This is a genomic window from Acinetobacter sp. ACZLY 512, assembly GCF_023614015.1.
GTDB lineage: Bacteria > Pseudomonadota > Gammaproteobacteria > Pseudomonadales > Moraxellaceae > Acinetobacter > Acinetobacter soli.
Window position 1 is genome coordinate 59,695 of sequence record NZ_JAKIVI010000006.1, and the last position, 16,591, is coordinate 76,285.

Consider the following 16,591-nt stretch of genomic DNA (forward strand, 5'->3'; position numbering starts at 1 on the left):
TGTTTTTGGAGTGCTTAATTGGACTTACAGTAAAATTTAAGCGTGGTCTGATAGTCATCATCTTTAGCGAGAGATGCATTTTTGCCTGCTAGTGTACCAATCACGCCAGCAGCGGCTTCCACTATTTTACCGGTTTGCTCGTCGACGACACCTTTTAACACGCCATTGTATTCGGTTTTTTCATCTACAATCACTGGTGTGCTACGCACACAGGTTTTATTTGCAGCAGCCACCGCATTATTTTTTGCAATTAAATTAGATTTGCCAATTCCGGTGACTTCGTATTGATTATTTGCCAGCATGATGGCATTTGTTGCAGATGGGGTGGTGGCACAACCAGACAGCACCAAAATACCACCTGCCAGCAAAGTACTTAATATTTTGTAGTTCATTTTCTCATTACTCGATTTTTAAGACACTTCTGTATTTGAACATTTTTTTTGCAGCTTACGTTTTAGGTGTTGTATAGGTTTTGATGCGGTTATGCATCTTGGATGAAATGACAATAGAAATCTTGTGAAAAGCCCAAGTTGAACATAGAGCAATACATTATGAATGTGCTACTCTAACTTGAGTTTTATGATTTAGATTTAATATAAATGACAGAGTTAGACGCCAGCCAAATTCATCATGTAATTCATCAACGTCAATCGATTGGACAGCTAACTGAGCCTGCACCTTCAGCACAACAGTTAAATCAAGCTTTTCAAGCTGCATTGACCGCACCTGATCATCATCGATTAAAACCGACACGTTTTTTTGTGATTGATACAGAGCAGCGTGCTGCATTTGGCGAAGCGTTAGTACAGGCATTAGAAGATCTTGGTGAAACCGATCCAAATCAGTTAGATCGTGTGAAGCAGCATCCATTTCGTGCGCCATTACTGGTGATTGCAGCAACGCACTATCAAGATCATCCTAAAGTCCCTTTATTTGAACAAACTTTAAGTACGGGTGCTGCCATTCAAAACTTTTTGTTGTCATTACAGGCACAAGGTTTCTCGACAATGTGGCGCACTGGTGCAGTGATTGAATCAACTTGGTTAAAACAGCATTTAGGTCTTGAAGCGCGTGACTTAATCTCTGGTATTATTTACGTCGGAACAGCTGCTAAATCTATTTCACCGCGCGCTGAGGTGAAAATTGAAGATTACGTGACCCAGTGGCCGACTCGCTAAAAATAAAAAACAGGATTAAGCATGACCGATTTGAAATTTACTGATCTCGTAGAGCCCGTTGCAGTGGATCAGAAAACCGCGCTGCGTGTAACCGTTTTGGGTGGGGGAAGTTTTGGTACGGCAATGGCCAATCTGGCCACCCGTAATGGCTGTGACACCATGATCTGGATTCGTGATCAGAGCATGGCAGATGAAATCAATCATACACACATTAACCAGCGATACTTACCAGACTTTAACTTAGAGGCAGGATTAAAAGCAGTTTCTGATCTTGAGCTTGCGGTGCGTGATCGCGATATTATTTTGGTGGCTATTCCAAGCCATTCTTTTCGCGAAGTCATCAAGCAGATTTCACCCTTTATTAGTGCGCAGGCTGTAATTTCACTCACTAAAGGCATTGAAGCCAATTCATTTAGCTTTATGAGCGAAATTATTCGAAACGAGTTACCCGAAGTCCCTTATGGTGTGTTATCTGGTCCAAATCTTGCCAAAGAAATTGTCGCCGGCATGCCGTCTGGTACTGTTATTGCAAGCGACTCCGAACTGGTTCGTTATGCGGTTCAGCATGCATTGCATAGTGCTCTGTTTCGTGTGTTTGGAAGTGACGATGTACACGGCGTAGAGCTTGGTGGGGCGCTCAAAAATATTTATGCAATCGCTATGGGTATGGCGGTCGCGCATAATATTGGTGAAAACACCAAAAGTATGATTATTACCCGTGCACTGGCTGAAATGAGTCGCTTTGCCGTGAAGCTGGGAGCTAATCCATTGACCTTTTTAGGGCTTTCTGGTGTGGGCGATCTGTTTGCGACCTGTAATAGCCCGCTGAGCCGTAATTATCAGATTGGTTATGCTTTAGGTTCAGGTAAAACCTTAGATGAAGCCGTTAAGGCTCTAGGACAAACCGCGGAGGGCATCAATACCATCGTGCAAGTGCGTACTCGTGCACAGGAGTTAGATGTTTATATGCCGATTACCAATGCATTATATGAAGTGATTTTTGAAGGTGCGCCACCTTTAAATATTGCTTTGGCCCTCATGAAAAACGGACACCGCAGTGATGTTGAGTTTGTATTACCGCATCATCAGGTTTGAAGAATAAATGTAACAAACAGCCGATATAATAACGCGATAATTTTTAAGGAATTGTTATGCAACTTACTTTAGTTCGTCATGGAGAAGCATCTCCAGCGCTTGACGGAAATGATATGACACGACCACTTACGGCACTGGGGCATGCACAGGCCAAACAAACTGCCCAGTTTCTTAAAGAGCAGGTTAATCCTGAGATTTTTGTGGTGAGTCCTCTACTTCGTGCGCAAGAAACACTACAGCATATACAGCAGATTTTTCCAAATGTGCCAGTTTTGATATGTGATAAAATCAAGCCTGAAGATGATGCCAAAGATGCAATTGAATGGCTGGCACAATTACCTTTTGAGTCGATTGTGGTGGTGTGTCATATGAATGTTGTGGGACATATTGCAGAGCAATTGACCCACGAGCATTTTAATCCTTTTGCGCTTGCAGAAGCACGTCTTTATCATCAAACTGTGATTGCCAATGGATTGTCATCGCAACAAAAAAGCTTTGTACCTACGATATAAAGAAAATTAAACGGTAGTAAAAAATTTATGCTGTATATATGGATGCCAGAAACGGACGGGGCATGGCTGTGGTCAACAGGTAATGATTGGCAATCGGCAAGCAATCTTGAACAGCTTATACATGAGCTTCAGCCTTTTCAGGGGCAAGAAGCAGTCGTGTATTTTTCGAGCCGAAACATTCAGCTTATACAGCAGAAAATCTCAAAACAGCATGTAAAGCAATTGGGTCCAGATGGCATACGCTATTTGCTCGAAGAGTATGTGACTTTACCTATCGATCAAATGCAGATTGTGCATCATTTCAAGGCACCAGATTCGCTCACTGTCATGGGGGTTGCTTTATCATCATTGCAGCTTTGGCAGCAATCTTTAAGTTTGTTGCCTATAAAGCTGATTGCACTTTTACCAGACTTTTTATTATTACCTGTACCTCAGCCCGATCAAATCATACTTGCAAACGTACATCAGCATACATTAGCCAGAACGCATGAATTTGCTGGCGCAAGTATTGAAGATGTGGGGTTATTTTTAAGCTTGACACCTTTGGTTGCACACTATAAGTATGCCAATCTGAGCGAAGCACAGTTTGATGCACTTCTTACCTCGACTCCTGAAGCTGAGCACGAAGTATTTGAATATCAGTTTCAGCCAGTTTTAAAAGCCAAACAGCATCCGCTGAATGTGTTGCCTAAACCTAAAAGTACCGTCACAGTCTCGTCATACTGGAAAGTATGTGCAGTAATATTGGCGGCGGTAATATTGGTGCAGTTTAGTTATGATTTGCTTCGTTGGGTACAACTTAAAAAAGTGGCGAACCAAACCGCAGAGCAGTCAATTGCCCAGTACAAAGAATGGTTTGGCGATAATGGCCGAATCACTGAGCAAAATATAAAAAGTTTATTTGAAAGTCAGCTTCGCCTGAATCAGGCTGGCGATACCAATGCATTAAACTTGTTAAGTCGGGTTGGCCCGATTCTGATGCAACGCCAGATTTCTGCTCAACAAGTGAATTATGAGGCCAATGTGTTGACGATGCAGCTTAAGGCAAATTCGTCAGATGATTTACAAAATCTGACCAAGCAGCTTAATCAGCAAGGTTTCAAGGCCGAATTGGGGCAAGTACAGGCCAATGGTGCAGGCTCATTGGGAATGGTAAAAATACAATAATGAAAATCATGAATCAGTTGCAAAGTGCTTTTGAGCAAAAAATGGAAACCGTACAGCAGGCACTCGAACGAATGTCGGTGCGAGAACGCTATCTGGTTATCTTCACCAGCCTTTTTGTTGCAATTGTTGCGATTGGCTGGTCACTCTGGATGATGCATCACCTTGCAGATGGACAACAGCAACGTTTGAATGTGCTCAAAGACCAAATGGTCTGGATGCAGACCAATGCAGCATCACTTAAACCCTCGACCGATACGCAATTGAGCCTTACGGAAAAAGTGCAACGCGTTTCTCAGCAGCAGGGGGTGAGTGTTTCGGCACAGCAAGTAGGGGAAACGTTACAAATCGTTGCGCAACATCAAAGTTACGCAGTCTTGGCGAATTTTTTAATGCAGTTAACTCAAACGGGCTTAAGTATTGAAAAGATGGAGTTAGTTTCCGTAAATAATCAGATTAAATTAACGGCGACAGTGCATTAACCCGCTAAAATAAAGCCCCTGCAAGCATGGCGTTTTGTGGCGCCTGTGCCTATAATAGATGCACCTCAAAAAGCTATAGACTTTGACTGCTTATGTTATATTCGCTTGCTCGCCCTTTGTTGTTTTCTATGGCACCCGAGCGTGCACATGACTTAACGCTATCGCTTTTAAAATCTGCCCATAAAATGGGATTCATTCGTCAGAAAATTGACGCAAAACCAGTCACCTGCATGGGGATTGAGTTCCCAAATCCAGTGGGCTTAGCTGCCGGGCTCGATAAAAATGGTGCTTATATTGATGCGCTTGCGGCACTTGGGTTTGGATTTATCGAAATCGGGACAATCACGCCTCGTCCGCAAGCAGGTAATCCGCAGCCGCGCTTGTTTCGTATTCCTGAAGCCAAAGCCATTATCAATCGCATGGGTTTCAATAATGATGGTGTCGATCAGCTCGTCGAAAATGTGAAGGCTTCAAAATTCAAAGGCATTTTAGGGATTAATATCGGAAAAAATGCCGATACACCTGTTGAAAATGCAGTCGATGACTATTTGATTTGTTTAGAAAAAGTTTATAATTACGCGTCCTACATTACAGTCAATATTTCTTCTCCAAACACCAAAAATTTACGTAGTCTGCAAAGTGGCGATGCACTGACCGAACTGTTAGATACATTAAAACAACGTCAACTTGAGCTTGCAGAGCAGTATCATCATTATGTGCCATTGGTACTTAAGGTCGCGCCAGATTTAAGCCGTGAAGATATCGAATTTATAGCCGAACAATTAATCACCTTTAAAATTGACGGTCTGATTGTCACGAATACCACATTATCACGTGATGGCGTTGAAAATCTTGCATTTGGAAATGAAGCGGGTGGTCTATCGGGTGCACCTGTTTTTGAAAAGAGTACTGCTTGTCTGCGTCAATTTGCAGAGGTGCTCAATGGACAGATTCCTTTGATTGGTGTGGGTGGAATTACGCAAGGTGAACATGCTGTAGCAAAAAAAGAAGCAGGTGCCACCCTTGTACAAATCTATAGTGGCCTCATCTATACAGGACCTGAATTAGTTAAACAATGTGTGAGTGCCTTAACTTAAACGATGAATACGCTTGATATCATCATTCTGATATTTCTGCTCATTGGAGGGCTTAACGGTTTGCGACAAGGATTTATTAAAGCCTTTGCGAACTTGATTGGCTGGATATTTGCGCTGATTGTCGCGGCAAAATATGCCAATCTCCTTGCACCGAGCATGATGATGTTAAGCCATGACCCCGTGGTTCAGAAAATCGCGGCGTTCGCTTTCATTGTGCTGGTTATTATTGTTTTGACCTGGTTGGTCACTGCACTACTAGATACATTACTCAAGAGCATGAAATTGGGACCGATCAACCGGATGGCAGGCGGTGCTTTTGGTACGTTAAAAGGCCTCATGATCGTTTTGATTACCATGCAAGGTGTAGGTCCGTGGGTCGAAACCTCTCCACATTGGAAACAGTCTAAAGTCATTCAAAACTTATTGCCGTATGCGCCTTTGGCAACAGAGCTGTCGAAAGATGTAGCCAATGAAGCGATACGTGAAGTGACATCGGAAGGTCGTTTATTTCATCGACCTTCAAATGAAGTGGCAGAACTAGATCGAGTCGACAAAGACCATTCTGACCATTCAACGAAAAATCCTTTTTATTAATCCTAGCTTGTCTGCGAGGTTGCTATGTGTGGAGTAGTTGGTATAGCCGGTAAATCGCCAGTTAACCAAATGTTGTTTGATGCATTAACGATGTTGCAACATCGGGGACAAGATGCAGCTGGGATAGTGACTTGTCATGATGGTCGTTTATTTTTGCGTAAAGACAACGGTATGGTGCGTGACGTTTTTCATACCCGTCACATGCGTGCACTGATCGGGAACTATGGCATCGGACATGTACGTTACCCAACAGCTGGTTCTTCAAGTAGTGCAGAAGCACAGCCGTTTTATGTGAACTCACCTTACGGAATCACGTTGGCGCACAATGGTAACCTGACCAATGCTGCGGATATTCATGACGATTTGTTTAAAACAGACTTGCGTCATATGAACACCGATTCTGATTCTGAAGTATTACTGAATGTTTTTGCGCACGAATTGCAAAAAAGCGGCAAGTTATCGCCAACAGCAGAAGATGTCTTTCATGCGGTTTCCCGTGTTCATGAGCGCTGTAAAGGTGCCTATGGCGTTGTCGCGATGATCACAGGACACGGTCTGGTGGGCTTTCGTGATCCAAACGGTATCCGTCCGCTGATTTATGGCTCGCGTGAAACAGAAAAAGGGCTTGAGTACATCATTGCGTCTGAATCTGTTGCGATTACAGCACTTGGCTTTAAAATTGAACGTGATATTCAGCCAGGTGAGGCGATTTTCATTAACGATCAAGGCGAAATGTTCACCAAGCAGTGCGCGGCAGATCCACAGCATCGTCCATGTATTTTTGAATACGTCTATTTTGCGCGTCCAGATGCGATTATCGATGGCATTTCGGTTTATAAAGCGCGTTTGAAAATGGGTGAGAAGCTTGCCAGCAAGATTTTAAAAGAATGGGGTGAGGATCATGGAATTGATGTGGTCATTCCAATTCCAGATACAAGCCGTACTTCTGCGCTCGAACTGGCCAATATGCTGGGTGTGAAGTTCCGCGAAGGTTTCATGAAAAACCGTTATATCGGTCGTACCTTTATTATGCCGGGGCAACAGCAGCGTAAAAAATCAGTACGTCAGAAACTCAACCCGGTCGAGCTTGAGTTTAAAGGCAAGAACGTCTTGTTGGTTGATGACTCGATTGTACGTGGTACCACGTGTAATGAAATCATTCAGATGGCGCGTGATTCAGGTGCAAAAAAAGTGTATTTCGCTTCAGCTGCGCCTATGGTCAAATATCCAAATGTCTATGGTATTGACATGCCGGCGAAAACTGAGCTGATTGCCTCTCAGCGTAGTGTTGAAGAAATTCAAGAAATCATTGGTGCCGATCGTTTGATTTTCCAAGACTTAGATGATCTTAAGAGTGCAGTACGTACCACAAAAGTACCAGATTTGCGTGAGTTTGATTGCTCAGTATTTGATGGGGTGTATGTCACAGGTGGTATTGACCATACTTACCTAGAAAACCTTGAACAAAAGCGTAATGACACTGCGAAAAAGAAATCCGATGGTTATATTGATGTGAATATCGATGCGGCCTCAGTGGATTTAACTGGAATTCACGAGCACTGAGTTTCCTTGATAAAAAAGCGGGTTTTTCCCGCTTTTTTATTTTATGATGAGGCAAAACAAGCGCAGTAAGGTTGTTTCAAGTTGAGAGAAGTTCGTCACTATCTGATAGAAAATAAAAATATCATGTGGTCGATCAGTATGTGTTTTCTTGCCATGCTGCTTACCATCTTTATTCTCAATGTTACGCTTGGGCTTGCGGTTCATTTTTTTGATTATACCCAGTCAATTGTCTGGCATGTTTTAAGTCCTTATTTACTCATTTTACTGTTTTTCATTATTGGTGGCTCGGCCGCTTATGAGTTTTATGTGTTTCGTGAAGGCGGACATTCACTGGCCAAACAGCTCAATGGGCGCCGCTTGGTATTGCTTAAAAGTACGCCTGAAGAGAGTTCCGCTTTAAAAATTTCCGATCAGCTGGCCAAAAAGTTTGCTCTCGAACCTCCTGTGCTATATGTACTGCCCGATGAGGTAGGGGTAAATGCCCTGACTGCGGGTTTTCATTCAAAAGATATTGTCATTATATTAACTTGGGGTGCCTTGCAAAATCTGGACGAGCTTGAATTATATGGTTTGTTGGCGCATGAGTTTAATCAAATTCTTTCCGGTGAGGCTGTTGAAAATACCAAGTTAAAAATTCTCTATAGTGGTCTAACCACTTTTAGCCAGTGGGGCAGTAAAATTGCCAAATTGGGTTTTAAGCCCTATCAGAAAAATAAACGACATAGATTTGAAACCATTTTGGTGGCCATTGGTGGCGTCATTTGGCTCACTGGCAGTATGGGGATTTTAATTACTCGTTTTATTAAATATCTCACCCTGAGCCGCCGTACCTTTCGAAATGATCTGAAAACCTTGCAATTGATGGATAGCCACGCCAATTTGCAAACACTACTACGAATTTACGTACACCACGCAGGGTCGCAAATTCATAGTGTGTATTCTGAAGCCATTGCACATATGTGTTTTGCCAATTCACTCAGTCCACAAAGCTGGATGAATATCCACCCGAGTATTGAAGATCGTATCCATCGGCTTAATCCTTCAATTTTACAAGATTCACAACTTGAGAATTTAAAAAAACTACGTAGCCGAGCACTGTTTAGTTTGTTTATGCCACTTGAAGACGAACATGATGAATTTCATATTACTTGGACATCACCACAGCCTTTACCGCTGCTGCGGTTATCACCGATCAGCTTTTCTTTAAATGATGCCATCAAGCCGTTAAATCCTGAAATTCGTCAAGGTATGCCAAGACCTGAGCTACTACAGCGAGCACTCCAAACTGCAACAGGCTCGCGTGAGGTTATGGTGGCGATTTTAATGATCCGGCAGTATCGTGAATTTATTCCGCAAGATGCTGCGGTCAGTCAGGCCATTGTAGATGCGCTGCTCCATTTGGATGGTCGTGTGCATGTGCAAATTTTTCATGAGGCATGTCGTAACATTGGTAATATGCCGGCGAGTATTGCACGTCAGTTTCTGACTCGTTTGGCTCTAATTATTCAAGAGGATGGTGAAATTGGATTGCTCGATGCGTTGTTGCTTGAGCGGGTAAAGTATGAATTGAACCTGATGCCTAATCATACGCCTTCTGCATTAGAAGATGTCAAACCGCAGATTGTGCGTTTGATCGATGCTTTACTGCATGTGCAGCAAATCAATAGCCCTAATCAGCTTGAAGTGCGCGAGCGTATCTTGCAAAGTATTTTAACGTTTGAGGATATGCAGCTCTTTTCCGAAATATCCGATGAGCCGATTGACCTAGCAGAAATCTTAAATGACATCGCAGGGCTTTTGTTGCGTGATCGTCTGAGTATTTTAGGTGTGGCTGAGATGTGTCTCTGGAATGATCGTATTATTACCCAAGATGAAATGGATGTTCTAGAGTTATTGTATTGGCGCTTTGGATTTGAGTCTGCCAATATTGTGGATGAAATGCAGAAGAAAAATAGCCTCATGATTATCTAAATGCTATGTATCAAAACAGGCAAGAGAAAAGGCTGCAAAGCGGGCCGAGACACGTTAAAATGCGCGTTGAAATGAATGTATAGATAGAAACGAATGGTCGGTCAGCAGCGGAATATTTTAGCAGCAATGGGTGTGGATGTATGGATACCACGTCATCACGTTGCTCAAAAAAATACAGCGGCGTCCATATGGCGTGATCAAATGCCCGAGCAACAACTGGCCATACCTAAGTATGTAGATGTTGCTGTCAATATTCCTGAAACAAAATCTTTACCTGTATTGGAGCCGGTTCAGGAACAACCGGTTCATGTTGAAATTACAGCACAACACCCTCTGTCTCAACGACCTAAAGTGCCGCTCGAAGTTGAAGCACTGGTCGAATGTGATGCGTTTCAGCTTGAAGCATATTGCTTTCAGGACAAAGTGTTAGTGATTGATGCAACTGGATTAACCGAGGCTGAAAGTCAGCTTTGGTCAAATATCCAAGCCGCTATACCGGGTGAGTATGCTGAACTGAGCTGGCCATTTCCGCGCTTAGATTTTAGAGATTCACGTGGGGTGCAGGCCTATGTTCAAGGGTTTTTAGATGCCATAGCAATCGATAAAAAAGTGTTATGCTTGGGCAAGCTGAAGTTTTCAACACATACGGATTGTATGTATCTGGCCAGCTTAAGTGAAATGTTGGAAAAGCCGATACTCAAAAAACGTTTGTGGACATTAATGCAGTCATCGTAAAGGGAAAGAAATGAAAAAAAAGGTAGTGGTATTTAGCCAGATCGACTCAAAAATATTAGCAAAATTACAAGAACTCTATGACGTTCGGGTTTTAGATCCTAAGCAGGGCGATATCAATACTCAAATTCGTGAAGAAGTTGTCGACGCGCATGGCATGATTGGAGCGGGGCGATTACTCAAGGAATCAAATCTGGCGCAAGCCAAGCACTTAAAAATTATTTCAACGGTAAGTGTTGGTTATGACAACTACGATGTGGATTATCTCAATCAGCGTCAGATCTGGTTGGCACATACACCACATGTATTGACCGAAACCACAGCCGATCTGGCATTTACCTTGTTAATGAGTGCAGCGCGTCAGGTGCCGCATCTAGATCGATGGACCAAATCAGGTGAATGGAAGCGTACTGTTGCTCCAGCACAGTTTGGTCAGGATATATACGGAAAAACACTGGGTATTATTGGACTGGGTAATATTGGTGCTGCTATTGCGCGCCGTGGCCTGTACGGCTTTAATATGAATATTCTTTATCATAACCGCCGTGAAAAGTTGGCGCTTGCCCAACCACTAAATGCAACGTATTGTGATTTAAATACACTGCTACAATCGTCTGATTTTGTGGTGGTGGCAGTAGATCTCAATACGGAATCTGAAGCATTAATTGGTAAAAATGAGCTGGCTCAGATGCAGTCTCATGCTGTGCTGGTCAATATTTCTCGTGGTTCGGTGATTGATGAGGCTGCGCTGATTGACGCCTTAAAGCAGCAACAGATTTTTGCAGCAGGTTTGGATGTCTATCAAAAAGAGCCTTTACAATCTTCAGAGTTGTTTGAACTAAACAATGTGGTGACATTACCGCATATTGGTTCGGCGACTGCGCAAACACGCTATAAAATGGCAGAGCTCGCGTTTAAAAATTTACAGACAGCACTAGATGATCAGACACCAGCCTATCTGGTCAATCCGGAATTTAAATAATTTTTAAAGCAATAACGGCTTCACTGTAAAAGAATCATGATTAAACTCTTCTAACACTTTGTAGTACTTTACGAATGTTGTGGGTGCTATAGTACTAAAAATTCGTTCGGCCTGAGTGTGAAGTTGAAACGTAGCATCATGATTCTGGGAGTCACTGCGGTTGCCACCATAGCATCGGCACATTCCGATTTTAATTTTGCTGATCGTAGCGTGCATTTTGATGTGCCTGAAATTTCAAGTGGCGTGGGTTTGATCGATCAACAAAAAGAAAAACAGATCGGTGAAAAAGTATATCGGGAAATTCAGAAACAATTACCTGTTATGCATGATCCATGGTTGCAAGATCAATATGCCCAGATTTTTTTCCGAATTTTAGGGCAAACTCAAATGAGCCAGCCCGTCGGTTTAGTGATACTGAAAAGCCCTCAAATTAATGCCTTTGCTGTGCCCGGTGGCTTATTTGCACTCAATACTGGCCTCATTGCCAATGCGCAAAATATTGATGAAGTCGCTGGTGTGATGGCGCATGAAGTGGCACACGTTACGCAGCGGCATTATAGCCGTTCTCAAGAAGCATTTAAGGGGCAAGGATTACTGGCACTCGCAGGCATATTGGTGGGGGCGGCACTGGCGACTAAATCGAATGGTGAAGCAGGTTCTGCACTGATGTTGGGAACGCAAGCAGCTCTCATTGATAAACAACTGACCTATAGCCGTAATCAAGAGCGTGAAGCAGACCGAATTGGCATGCAATATATGTATGCTGCTGGTTATAATCCGCAAAGTATGGCTGATTTCTTTGAAACCATGCAGCGCTCTAGTGTCGGGATTGGGTTTTTACCCGATTTCTGGATGACTCATCCACTCACCACCGAGCGAATGAGCGAGGCACGATTAAGAGCCAATCAATTGCCTAAAGTGACGCATAGTTTATATGATCCGAATTTTCAAATATTAAAATGGTACACAGCGGCCGTTTCGAATCAAGCGACGGAAGAACAACTTAAAACAATCGTAAAACAAGGCAACAATGAAGCGAAGTTTGGGTTTGCTGCGTTTTATTTAAATCGGGGTGATAGTCAGGCTACGCAAAATGTCCTCGATAGCCTTCCAGATTCGCTCAAGCAGCATACTTTGTTTGCTCTAATTCAAACCGATGTGTATTTGGATCAACATAAGTACGAGCAGGCTTACGCTGTTATCAATGCAGCACAGAAGGTAATGCCAGAAAATCGTGCACTGAGTTATAAGCTTGCAACTGTTTATATTCAACAAAGTAAACCATCGCAGGCGCAACAACTGGTACAAAAGTTTATTAATCAAAATCCGAGAGATATCGAGGCATGGCGCCTGATGCAGCAAGCCGCAGCACTTCAGCCACAGACTTCAGTCAATCAAATCAATGCTTTGCGTTATCGGGCTGAAGTACAGTTTTGGTCAGGCAATGAAGAAAACGCAATTAAATCGATGTTGCATGCTCAGCGTTTGGCGACAACTAATGCTGCTTTATCTGCGCGGATTGATCAACGTTTAAAAGAAATGCAGGCTGACCATGCTTTAAACATTTAAAAATAAATGTTAAAAAGCATCATGAGTAAGTAACAGCTCTCTAAATCTTTTATACTTTTAAAAATTAAACCGAAGATGAATGAAATAATTGAAAATAATGAAATTGAATCAGATACTCGTTGTGGTTTTTTGTGTAGTGATGCAGCAGGGGCATGCTGCAATGCCTGAACGCTATTTAAATGCGGTAGATAAAATATCCAAGCAGTACAGTGAACAAATGAAAACTTTCCTGCGATCACTCAATCCGAAACAAACTGGATTTAACGACGCCCAAAAAGCACAGTATTGTGGCATGATCGATCAGTACATTGATCATATGTACGCAGTTACAGAGAAGTATCGTGGAGATTTACCGCTATCTTATGCTCGTTTGACCAAACAGGATTTGATTCAACAAGTATTGGCATCGAAGGAGATGCAACTGGTAAAAGCCTACAATATTGAGTGTACGTTTAATTAAGTTTTTCTATTAACTCAATTTGGCTTTGATTTTGGAAGAGACTTGTGCAGGATCGGCACGCCCGGCTATGATCGGACGTAGAGAATTCATCACCTTACCCATATCTTTCATGCTAGTAGCACCTTGAGCAGCAATCGTTTGCTCAATGAGAGAGTCAAGCGCTTCCTCAGTCATAGCTTCTGGTAGAAATTGAGAAATAACCTCAATCTCGGCTTGCTCTTTACTAGCTAAATCATCACGACCAGCGCCTTCAAAGGCTTTGATCGATTCTTTACGCTGTTTAATTTGCTTTTCAATGACCGCAAGAACTTGCGCGTCGTCAAGCTCTTTGCGCTCATCGACTTCGATTTGCTTAATTGCTGCCTGAAGACCACGAATCACCATTACTGTTGCCATTTCTTTGGCACGCATTGAAGTTTTTAATACGTCAGTAATCTGGTCTTTTAAAGTCATCGTCGTCATCTTTTTAGGCAGTCAATCACAAATTAATTAGTAAAGGCGAGTAGTGCGAACAGATTCACGCGCCAATTTCTTTTGGTAGCGTTTAACAGCAGCAGCTTTTTTGCGTTTACGTTCTTGAGTCGGTTTTTCGTAGAACTCGCGCTTACGAACGTCAGCTAAAACACCCGCTTTCTCGCATGAACGCTTGAAACGACGGATTGCTACGTCAACTGGCTCGCCTTCTTTCAACTTAACTTGTGGCATGTAAAATCCTCTAGATTATGGATAACATCTAACGCACGATTGCACTAGATGACAAGTGAAGGTCAGTATTTTACTCATTTACAACTGATATCACAAGTCTATAATAGCGATGACACAATTTTTGTAGCATGTAATAGGCGGTTAAATGATTGTTTTGGGTCTTGAAACATCGTGTGATGAAACGGGTCTGGCGCTTTATGATAGCGAACGAGGGCTACTCGGACAGGTCCTCTACAGTCAGATTAAACTCCATGCAGAATATGGTGGTGTGGTGCCTGAGCTGGCATCACGCGATCATGTCAGAAAAATGATTCCACTTCTGGATCAGCTTTTAAATGACAGCCAAATTAAAAAATCACAAATTGATGCAGTGGCCTACACCCGTGGTCCGGGCCTGATGGGCGCACTCATGACCGGCGCCTTATTTGGTCGTAGTTTGGCATTTGCTTTAAATAAGCCGGCAATTGGAGTGCACCATATGGAAGGTCATATGCTTGCACCGCTGCTTTCTGCAACACCGCCCGAATTTCCTTTTGTTGCGCTGTTGGTCTCTGGCGGCCATACCCAGTTGATGGCGGCCTATGATATTGGCAAATATGAATTATTGGGTGAGTCTATTGATGATGCAGCAGGTGAGGCCTTTGATAAAGTTGCGAAAATGATGGGGTTGCCTTACCCGGGCGGGCCAAATATTGCCAAACTGGCTTTACAAGGCAATCCCGAAGCATTTGAGTTTCCGCGTCCAATGTTACATCAAGGACTAGATTTTTCTTTTAGCGGTCTGAAAACAGCGGTTTCGGTGCAATTGAAAAAATTAGGAGAAGAACAACGCGATGCCGATATTGCGGCGTCTTTTCAAGAAGCGATTGTTGATACATTAGTAAAAAAATCTGTTAAGGCACTTAAGCAAACCGGCTTAAAACGCTTGGTGATTGCGGGTGGTGTGAGTGCCAATGTGCGTTTGCGTGAACGTTTAGAGCATTCGTTAGCTAAAATTAAAGCACAGGTCTATTACGCAGAACCTGCACTCTGTACCGACAACGGCGCCATGATTGCGTTTGCAGGTTATCAGCGTTTGAAATGTGGTCAGCATGACAATCTTGTCGTGACCACAACACCGCGTTGGCCCATGACCGAGTTGTCTCATCCAGCTCAAACCAATCAATGATCCTGACCATGTTGTAAAAAGGCATCTTTATCAAGATGCCTTTTTTATTGTATAGCAGGAGTATCCTAGGTTTTTGGCATGAATTCACCGCCATACTGCTCATTGAATGATTTCTGATCTAAATTTTGTGGATCCATTATATCGACATGCGCCATCATGCCATGACCATGGCTTACAGAATTGAGCTGTTGTGCTTTAAATTTAAAACCTGCGATGTAGCCTTGGCCATAGCCTGTGTAAGGCAGGGAGTTGAGTTGGGCATAGACAGAAAGCCGCACATCACCATTATTGTCATAAACAGTCCATTCGAATTGCTCAGCCACTAAGGTGCCGTGTCCGTTGGGGGATTGCATAGGAGACGGTTGATACTGAATGACAGAAAAAATAACATCATCATAGACCTCGCATAAACCACCGCTATGCCGTATCAATACCGTATTGCAAAGCGGCTTGCCTGCTAAATCCATACGATAAAAAATCACTTGTGTCTGCGCATCTAAATTAAGCATATGCTGCGTAACAAAATAGACGGGCAAGCTGCCGATAAGCTCTCGTGCATAACTCTTGGGTGTAGATGCAAGCGCACTTCGCACAAAATCAAAAGTGCCTGTTCCTTGCACCTCATCATGTTTTGAATTGGTCTGTATATAACCGCTATAACGTGTCATACAATTTAAATGATCGTAGAGCCAAGATTTGGCTAACCAAGATACAGGGCTGCATAGCGAAACCTCAATTTCATAGCGAAGCGATGAAGATTCACCTTTAATTTTAAAGGTGGGAGAGTTGCCCTCAATCAATAGCTGTTGTCCCAAAAGTAATTTATCTGTGCTCGAGATTACATCAGCCTTATGAAATGAATCGCTGGAGTTGATTGTGCTATCCAATAAATGACAGTTATAGGCTAGCTGAACATCTGCAATTGGATCTGTGGCAGAGGCGTTATGTGTATCTAGACCATAAAGCCCAGATTCTCCAAAGCTTGCACGTACATTCAGAAATGTTTCAGGCTGAATCAGATTGGGAAAACAAAACTGATATTGGGCGTAATGGTAACGCTCATCATTGAGATAAGGTTGAATAATCGATCTGAGATCTGAATGCGAACTGGATGCTTCTGAAAACTGAAAGATGGGGTAGAGGTGATGTATGGCTCTAGCAAGCCATGCTGTTCTAGCATTCTTATTGGGCGCAGAGAAAATATTCATTGGATTGCCTATCTTCTTATCATGTCTATGGCTATTTTAGAGGCGATAACAAGACAGGCTACAGGGCTATTGATGTCAGTTTCGGGTCATAACAGGACGTAAATTCAGATG

Annotated in this window: 18 protein-coding genes; 14 read left to right on the plus strand and 4 right to left on the minus strand. The window is 42.8% G+C overall.

Annotated elements, in window-relative coordinates:
• Positions 1-14: 14 nt before the first annotated feature.
• The gene (locus L2096_RS08365; RefSeq protein ID WP_004936637.1) at positions 15-392 is read right to left on the minus strand and encodes a hypothetical protein; all 378 of its coding nucleotides are present in this window, start codon (positions 390-392) and stop codon (positions 15-17) included.
• 207 nt (positions 393-599) lie between these two features.
• On the opposite strand from L2096_RS08365, the gene L2096_RS08370 reads away from it, so the two are divergent.
• From L2096_RS08370 to L2096_RS08430, 13 genes are all read left to right on the plus strand, one after another.
• The gene (locus L2096_RS08370; RefSeq protein ID WP_004946536.1) at positions 600-1,178 is read left to right on the plus strand and encodes a nitroreductase family protein; all 579 of its coding nucleotides are present in this window, start codon (positions 600-602) and stop codon (positions 1,176-1,178) included.
• Positions 1,179-1,199: 21 nt separating this feature from the next.
• Positions 1,200-2,273 carry an NAD(P)H-dependent glycerol-3-phosphate dehydrogenase gene (locus L2096_RS08375; protein ID WP_004936643.1) on the plus strand — a complete coding sequence of 358 codons (1,074 nt, stop codon included), beginning with the start codon at positions 1,200-1,202 and terminating at the stop codon, positions 2,271-2,273.
• 56 nt (positions 2,274-2,329) lie between these two features.
• The gene (gene sixA, locus L2096_RS08380) at positions 2,330-2,785 is read left to right on the plus strand and encodes a phosphohistidine phosphatase SixA (RefSeq protein WP_076032718.1); all 456 of its coding nucleotides are present in this window, start codon (positions 2,330-2,332) and stop codon (positions 2,783-2,785) included.
• A 27-nt stretch (positions 2,786-2,812) separates the two neighbouring features.
• Positions 2,813-3,952: a type II secretion system protein GspL gene (gspL, locus tag L2096_RS08385; protein WP_250365224.1), complete on the plus strand. Its 1,140-nt coding sequence runs from the start codon at positions 2,813-2,815 to the stop codon at positions 3,950-3,952.
• On the plus strand, positions 3,952-4,431 hold the full coding sequence (locus L2096_RS08390) for a type II secretion system protein GspM (protein ID WP_004936651.1): 480 nt from the start codon (positions 3,952-3,954) through the stop codon (positions 4,429-4,431). The genes gspL and L2096_RS08390 overlap by 1 nt, the downstream gene beginning before the upstream one ends.
• A 92-nt stretch (positions 4,432-4,523) precedes the next feature.
• Positions 4,524-5,528, plus strand: a complete 1,005-nt coding sequence (locus tag L2096_RS08395; protein WP_250365225.1) for a quinone-dependent dihydroorotate dehydrogenase — start codon at positions 4,524-4,526, stop codon at positions 5,526-5,528.
• A 3-nt stretch (positions 5,529-5,531) separates the two neighbouring features.
• Positions 5,532-6,122 carry a CvpA family protein gene (locus tag L2096_RS08400; RefSeq protein WP_212515475.1) on the plus strand — a complete coding sequence of 197 codons (591 nt, stop codon included), beginning with the start codon at positions 5,532-5,534 and terminating at the stop codon, positions 6,120-6,122.
• A 24-nt stretch (positions 6,123-6,146) separates the two neighbouring features.
• On the plus strand, positions 6,147-7,685 hold the full coding sequence (gene purF / locus L2096_RS08405; RefSeq protein ID WP_004936661.1) for an amidophosphoribosyltransferase: 1,539 nt from the start codon (positions 6,147-6,149) through the stop codon (positions 7,683-7,685).
• A gap of 81 nt (positions 7,686-7,766) precedes the next feature.
• Positions 7,767-9,656 carry a M48 family metallopeptidase gene (locus L2096_RS08410; protein ID WP_053469653.1) on the plus strand — a complete coding sequence of 630 codons (1,890 nt, stop codon included), beginning with the start codon at positions 7,767-7,769 and terminating at the stop codon, positions 9,654-9,656.
• A gap of 93 nt (positions 9,657-9,749) precedes the next feature.
• Positions 9,750-10,391, plus strand: a complete 642-nt coding sequence (locus L2096_RS08415; RefSeq protein WP_250365226.1) for a hypothetical protein — start codon at positions 9,750-9,752, stop codon at positions 10,389-10,391.
• A gap of 10 nt (positions 10,392-10,401) precedes the next feature.
• Entirely contained in the window at positions 10,402-11,370 is a 969-nt protein-coding gene (locus L2096_RS08420; RefSeq protein ID WP_250365227.1) for a 2-hydroxyacid dehydrogenase, read from the plus strand.
• Positions 11,371-11,508: 138 nt separating this feature from the next.
• Positions 11,509-12,939, plus strand: a complete 1,431-nt coding sequence (locus tag L2096_RS08425) for a M48 family metalloprotease (protein WP_502801294.1) — start codon at positions 11,509-11,511, stop codon at positions 12,937-12,939.
• 97 nt (positions 12,940-13,036) lie between these two features.
• The gene (locus L2096_RS08430) at positions 13,037-13,399 is read left to right on the plus strand and encodes a hypothetical protein (protein ID WP_004936674.1); all 363 of its coding nucleotides are present in this window, start codon (positions 13,037-13,039) and stop codon (positions 13,397-13,399) included.
• A 9-nt stretch (positions 13,400-13,408) separates the two neighbouring features.
• Here the strand turns inward: L2096_RS08430 and L2096_RS08435 are convergent, their stop codons facing one another.
• Both L2096_RS08435 and rpsU read right to left on the minus strand, forming a co-directional pair.
• The gene (locus L2096_RS08435) at positions 13,409-13,852 is read right to left on the minus strand and encodes a GatB/YqeY domain-containing protein (RefSeq protein ID WP_025094844.1); all 444 of its coding nucleotides are present in this window, start codon (positions 13,850-13,852) and stop codon (positions 13,409-13,411) included.
• A 36-nt stretch (positions 13,853-13,888) separates the two neighbouring features.
• Positions 13,889-14,104, minus strand: coding sequence for a 30S ribosomal protein S21 (rpsU, locus tag L2096_RS08440; protein WP_001136722.1), 216 nt, complete (start codon positions 14,102-14,104; stop codon positions 13,889-13,891).
• Positions 14,105-14,249: 145 nt separating this feature from the next.
• Between rpsU and tsaD the strand changes: the two genes are divergently transcribed.
• Positions 14,250-15,272 (plus strand): tRNA (adenosine(37)-N6)-threonylcarbamoyltransferase complex transferase subunit TsaD, encoded by a 1,023-nt coding sequence (gene tsaD, locus L2096_RS08445; protein WP_119026211.1) that lies wholly within the window; start codon positions 14,250-14,252, stop codon positions 15,270-15,272.
• 65 nt (positions 15,273-15,337) lie between these two features.
• Here the strand turns inward: tsaD and L2096_RS08450 are convergent, their stop codons facing one another.
• Positions 15,338-16,480 carry a DUF6670 family protein gene (locus L2096_RS08450; protein WP_250365228.1) on the minus strand — a complete coding sequence of 381 codons (1,143 nt, stop codon included), beginning with the start codon at positions 16,478-16,480 and terminating at the stop codon, positions 15,338-15,340.
• Positions 16,481-16,591 lie beyond the last annotated feature (111 nt).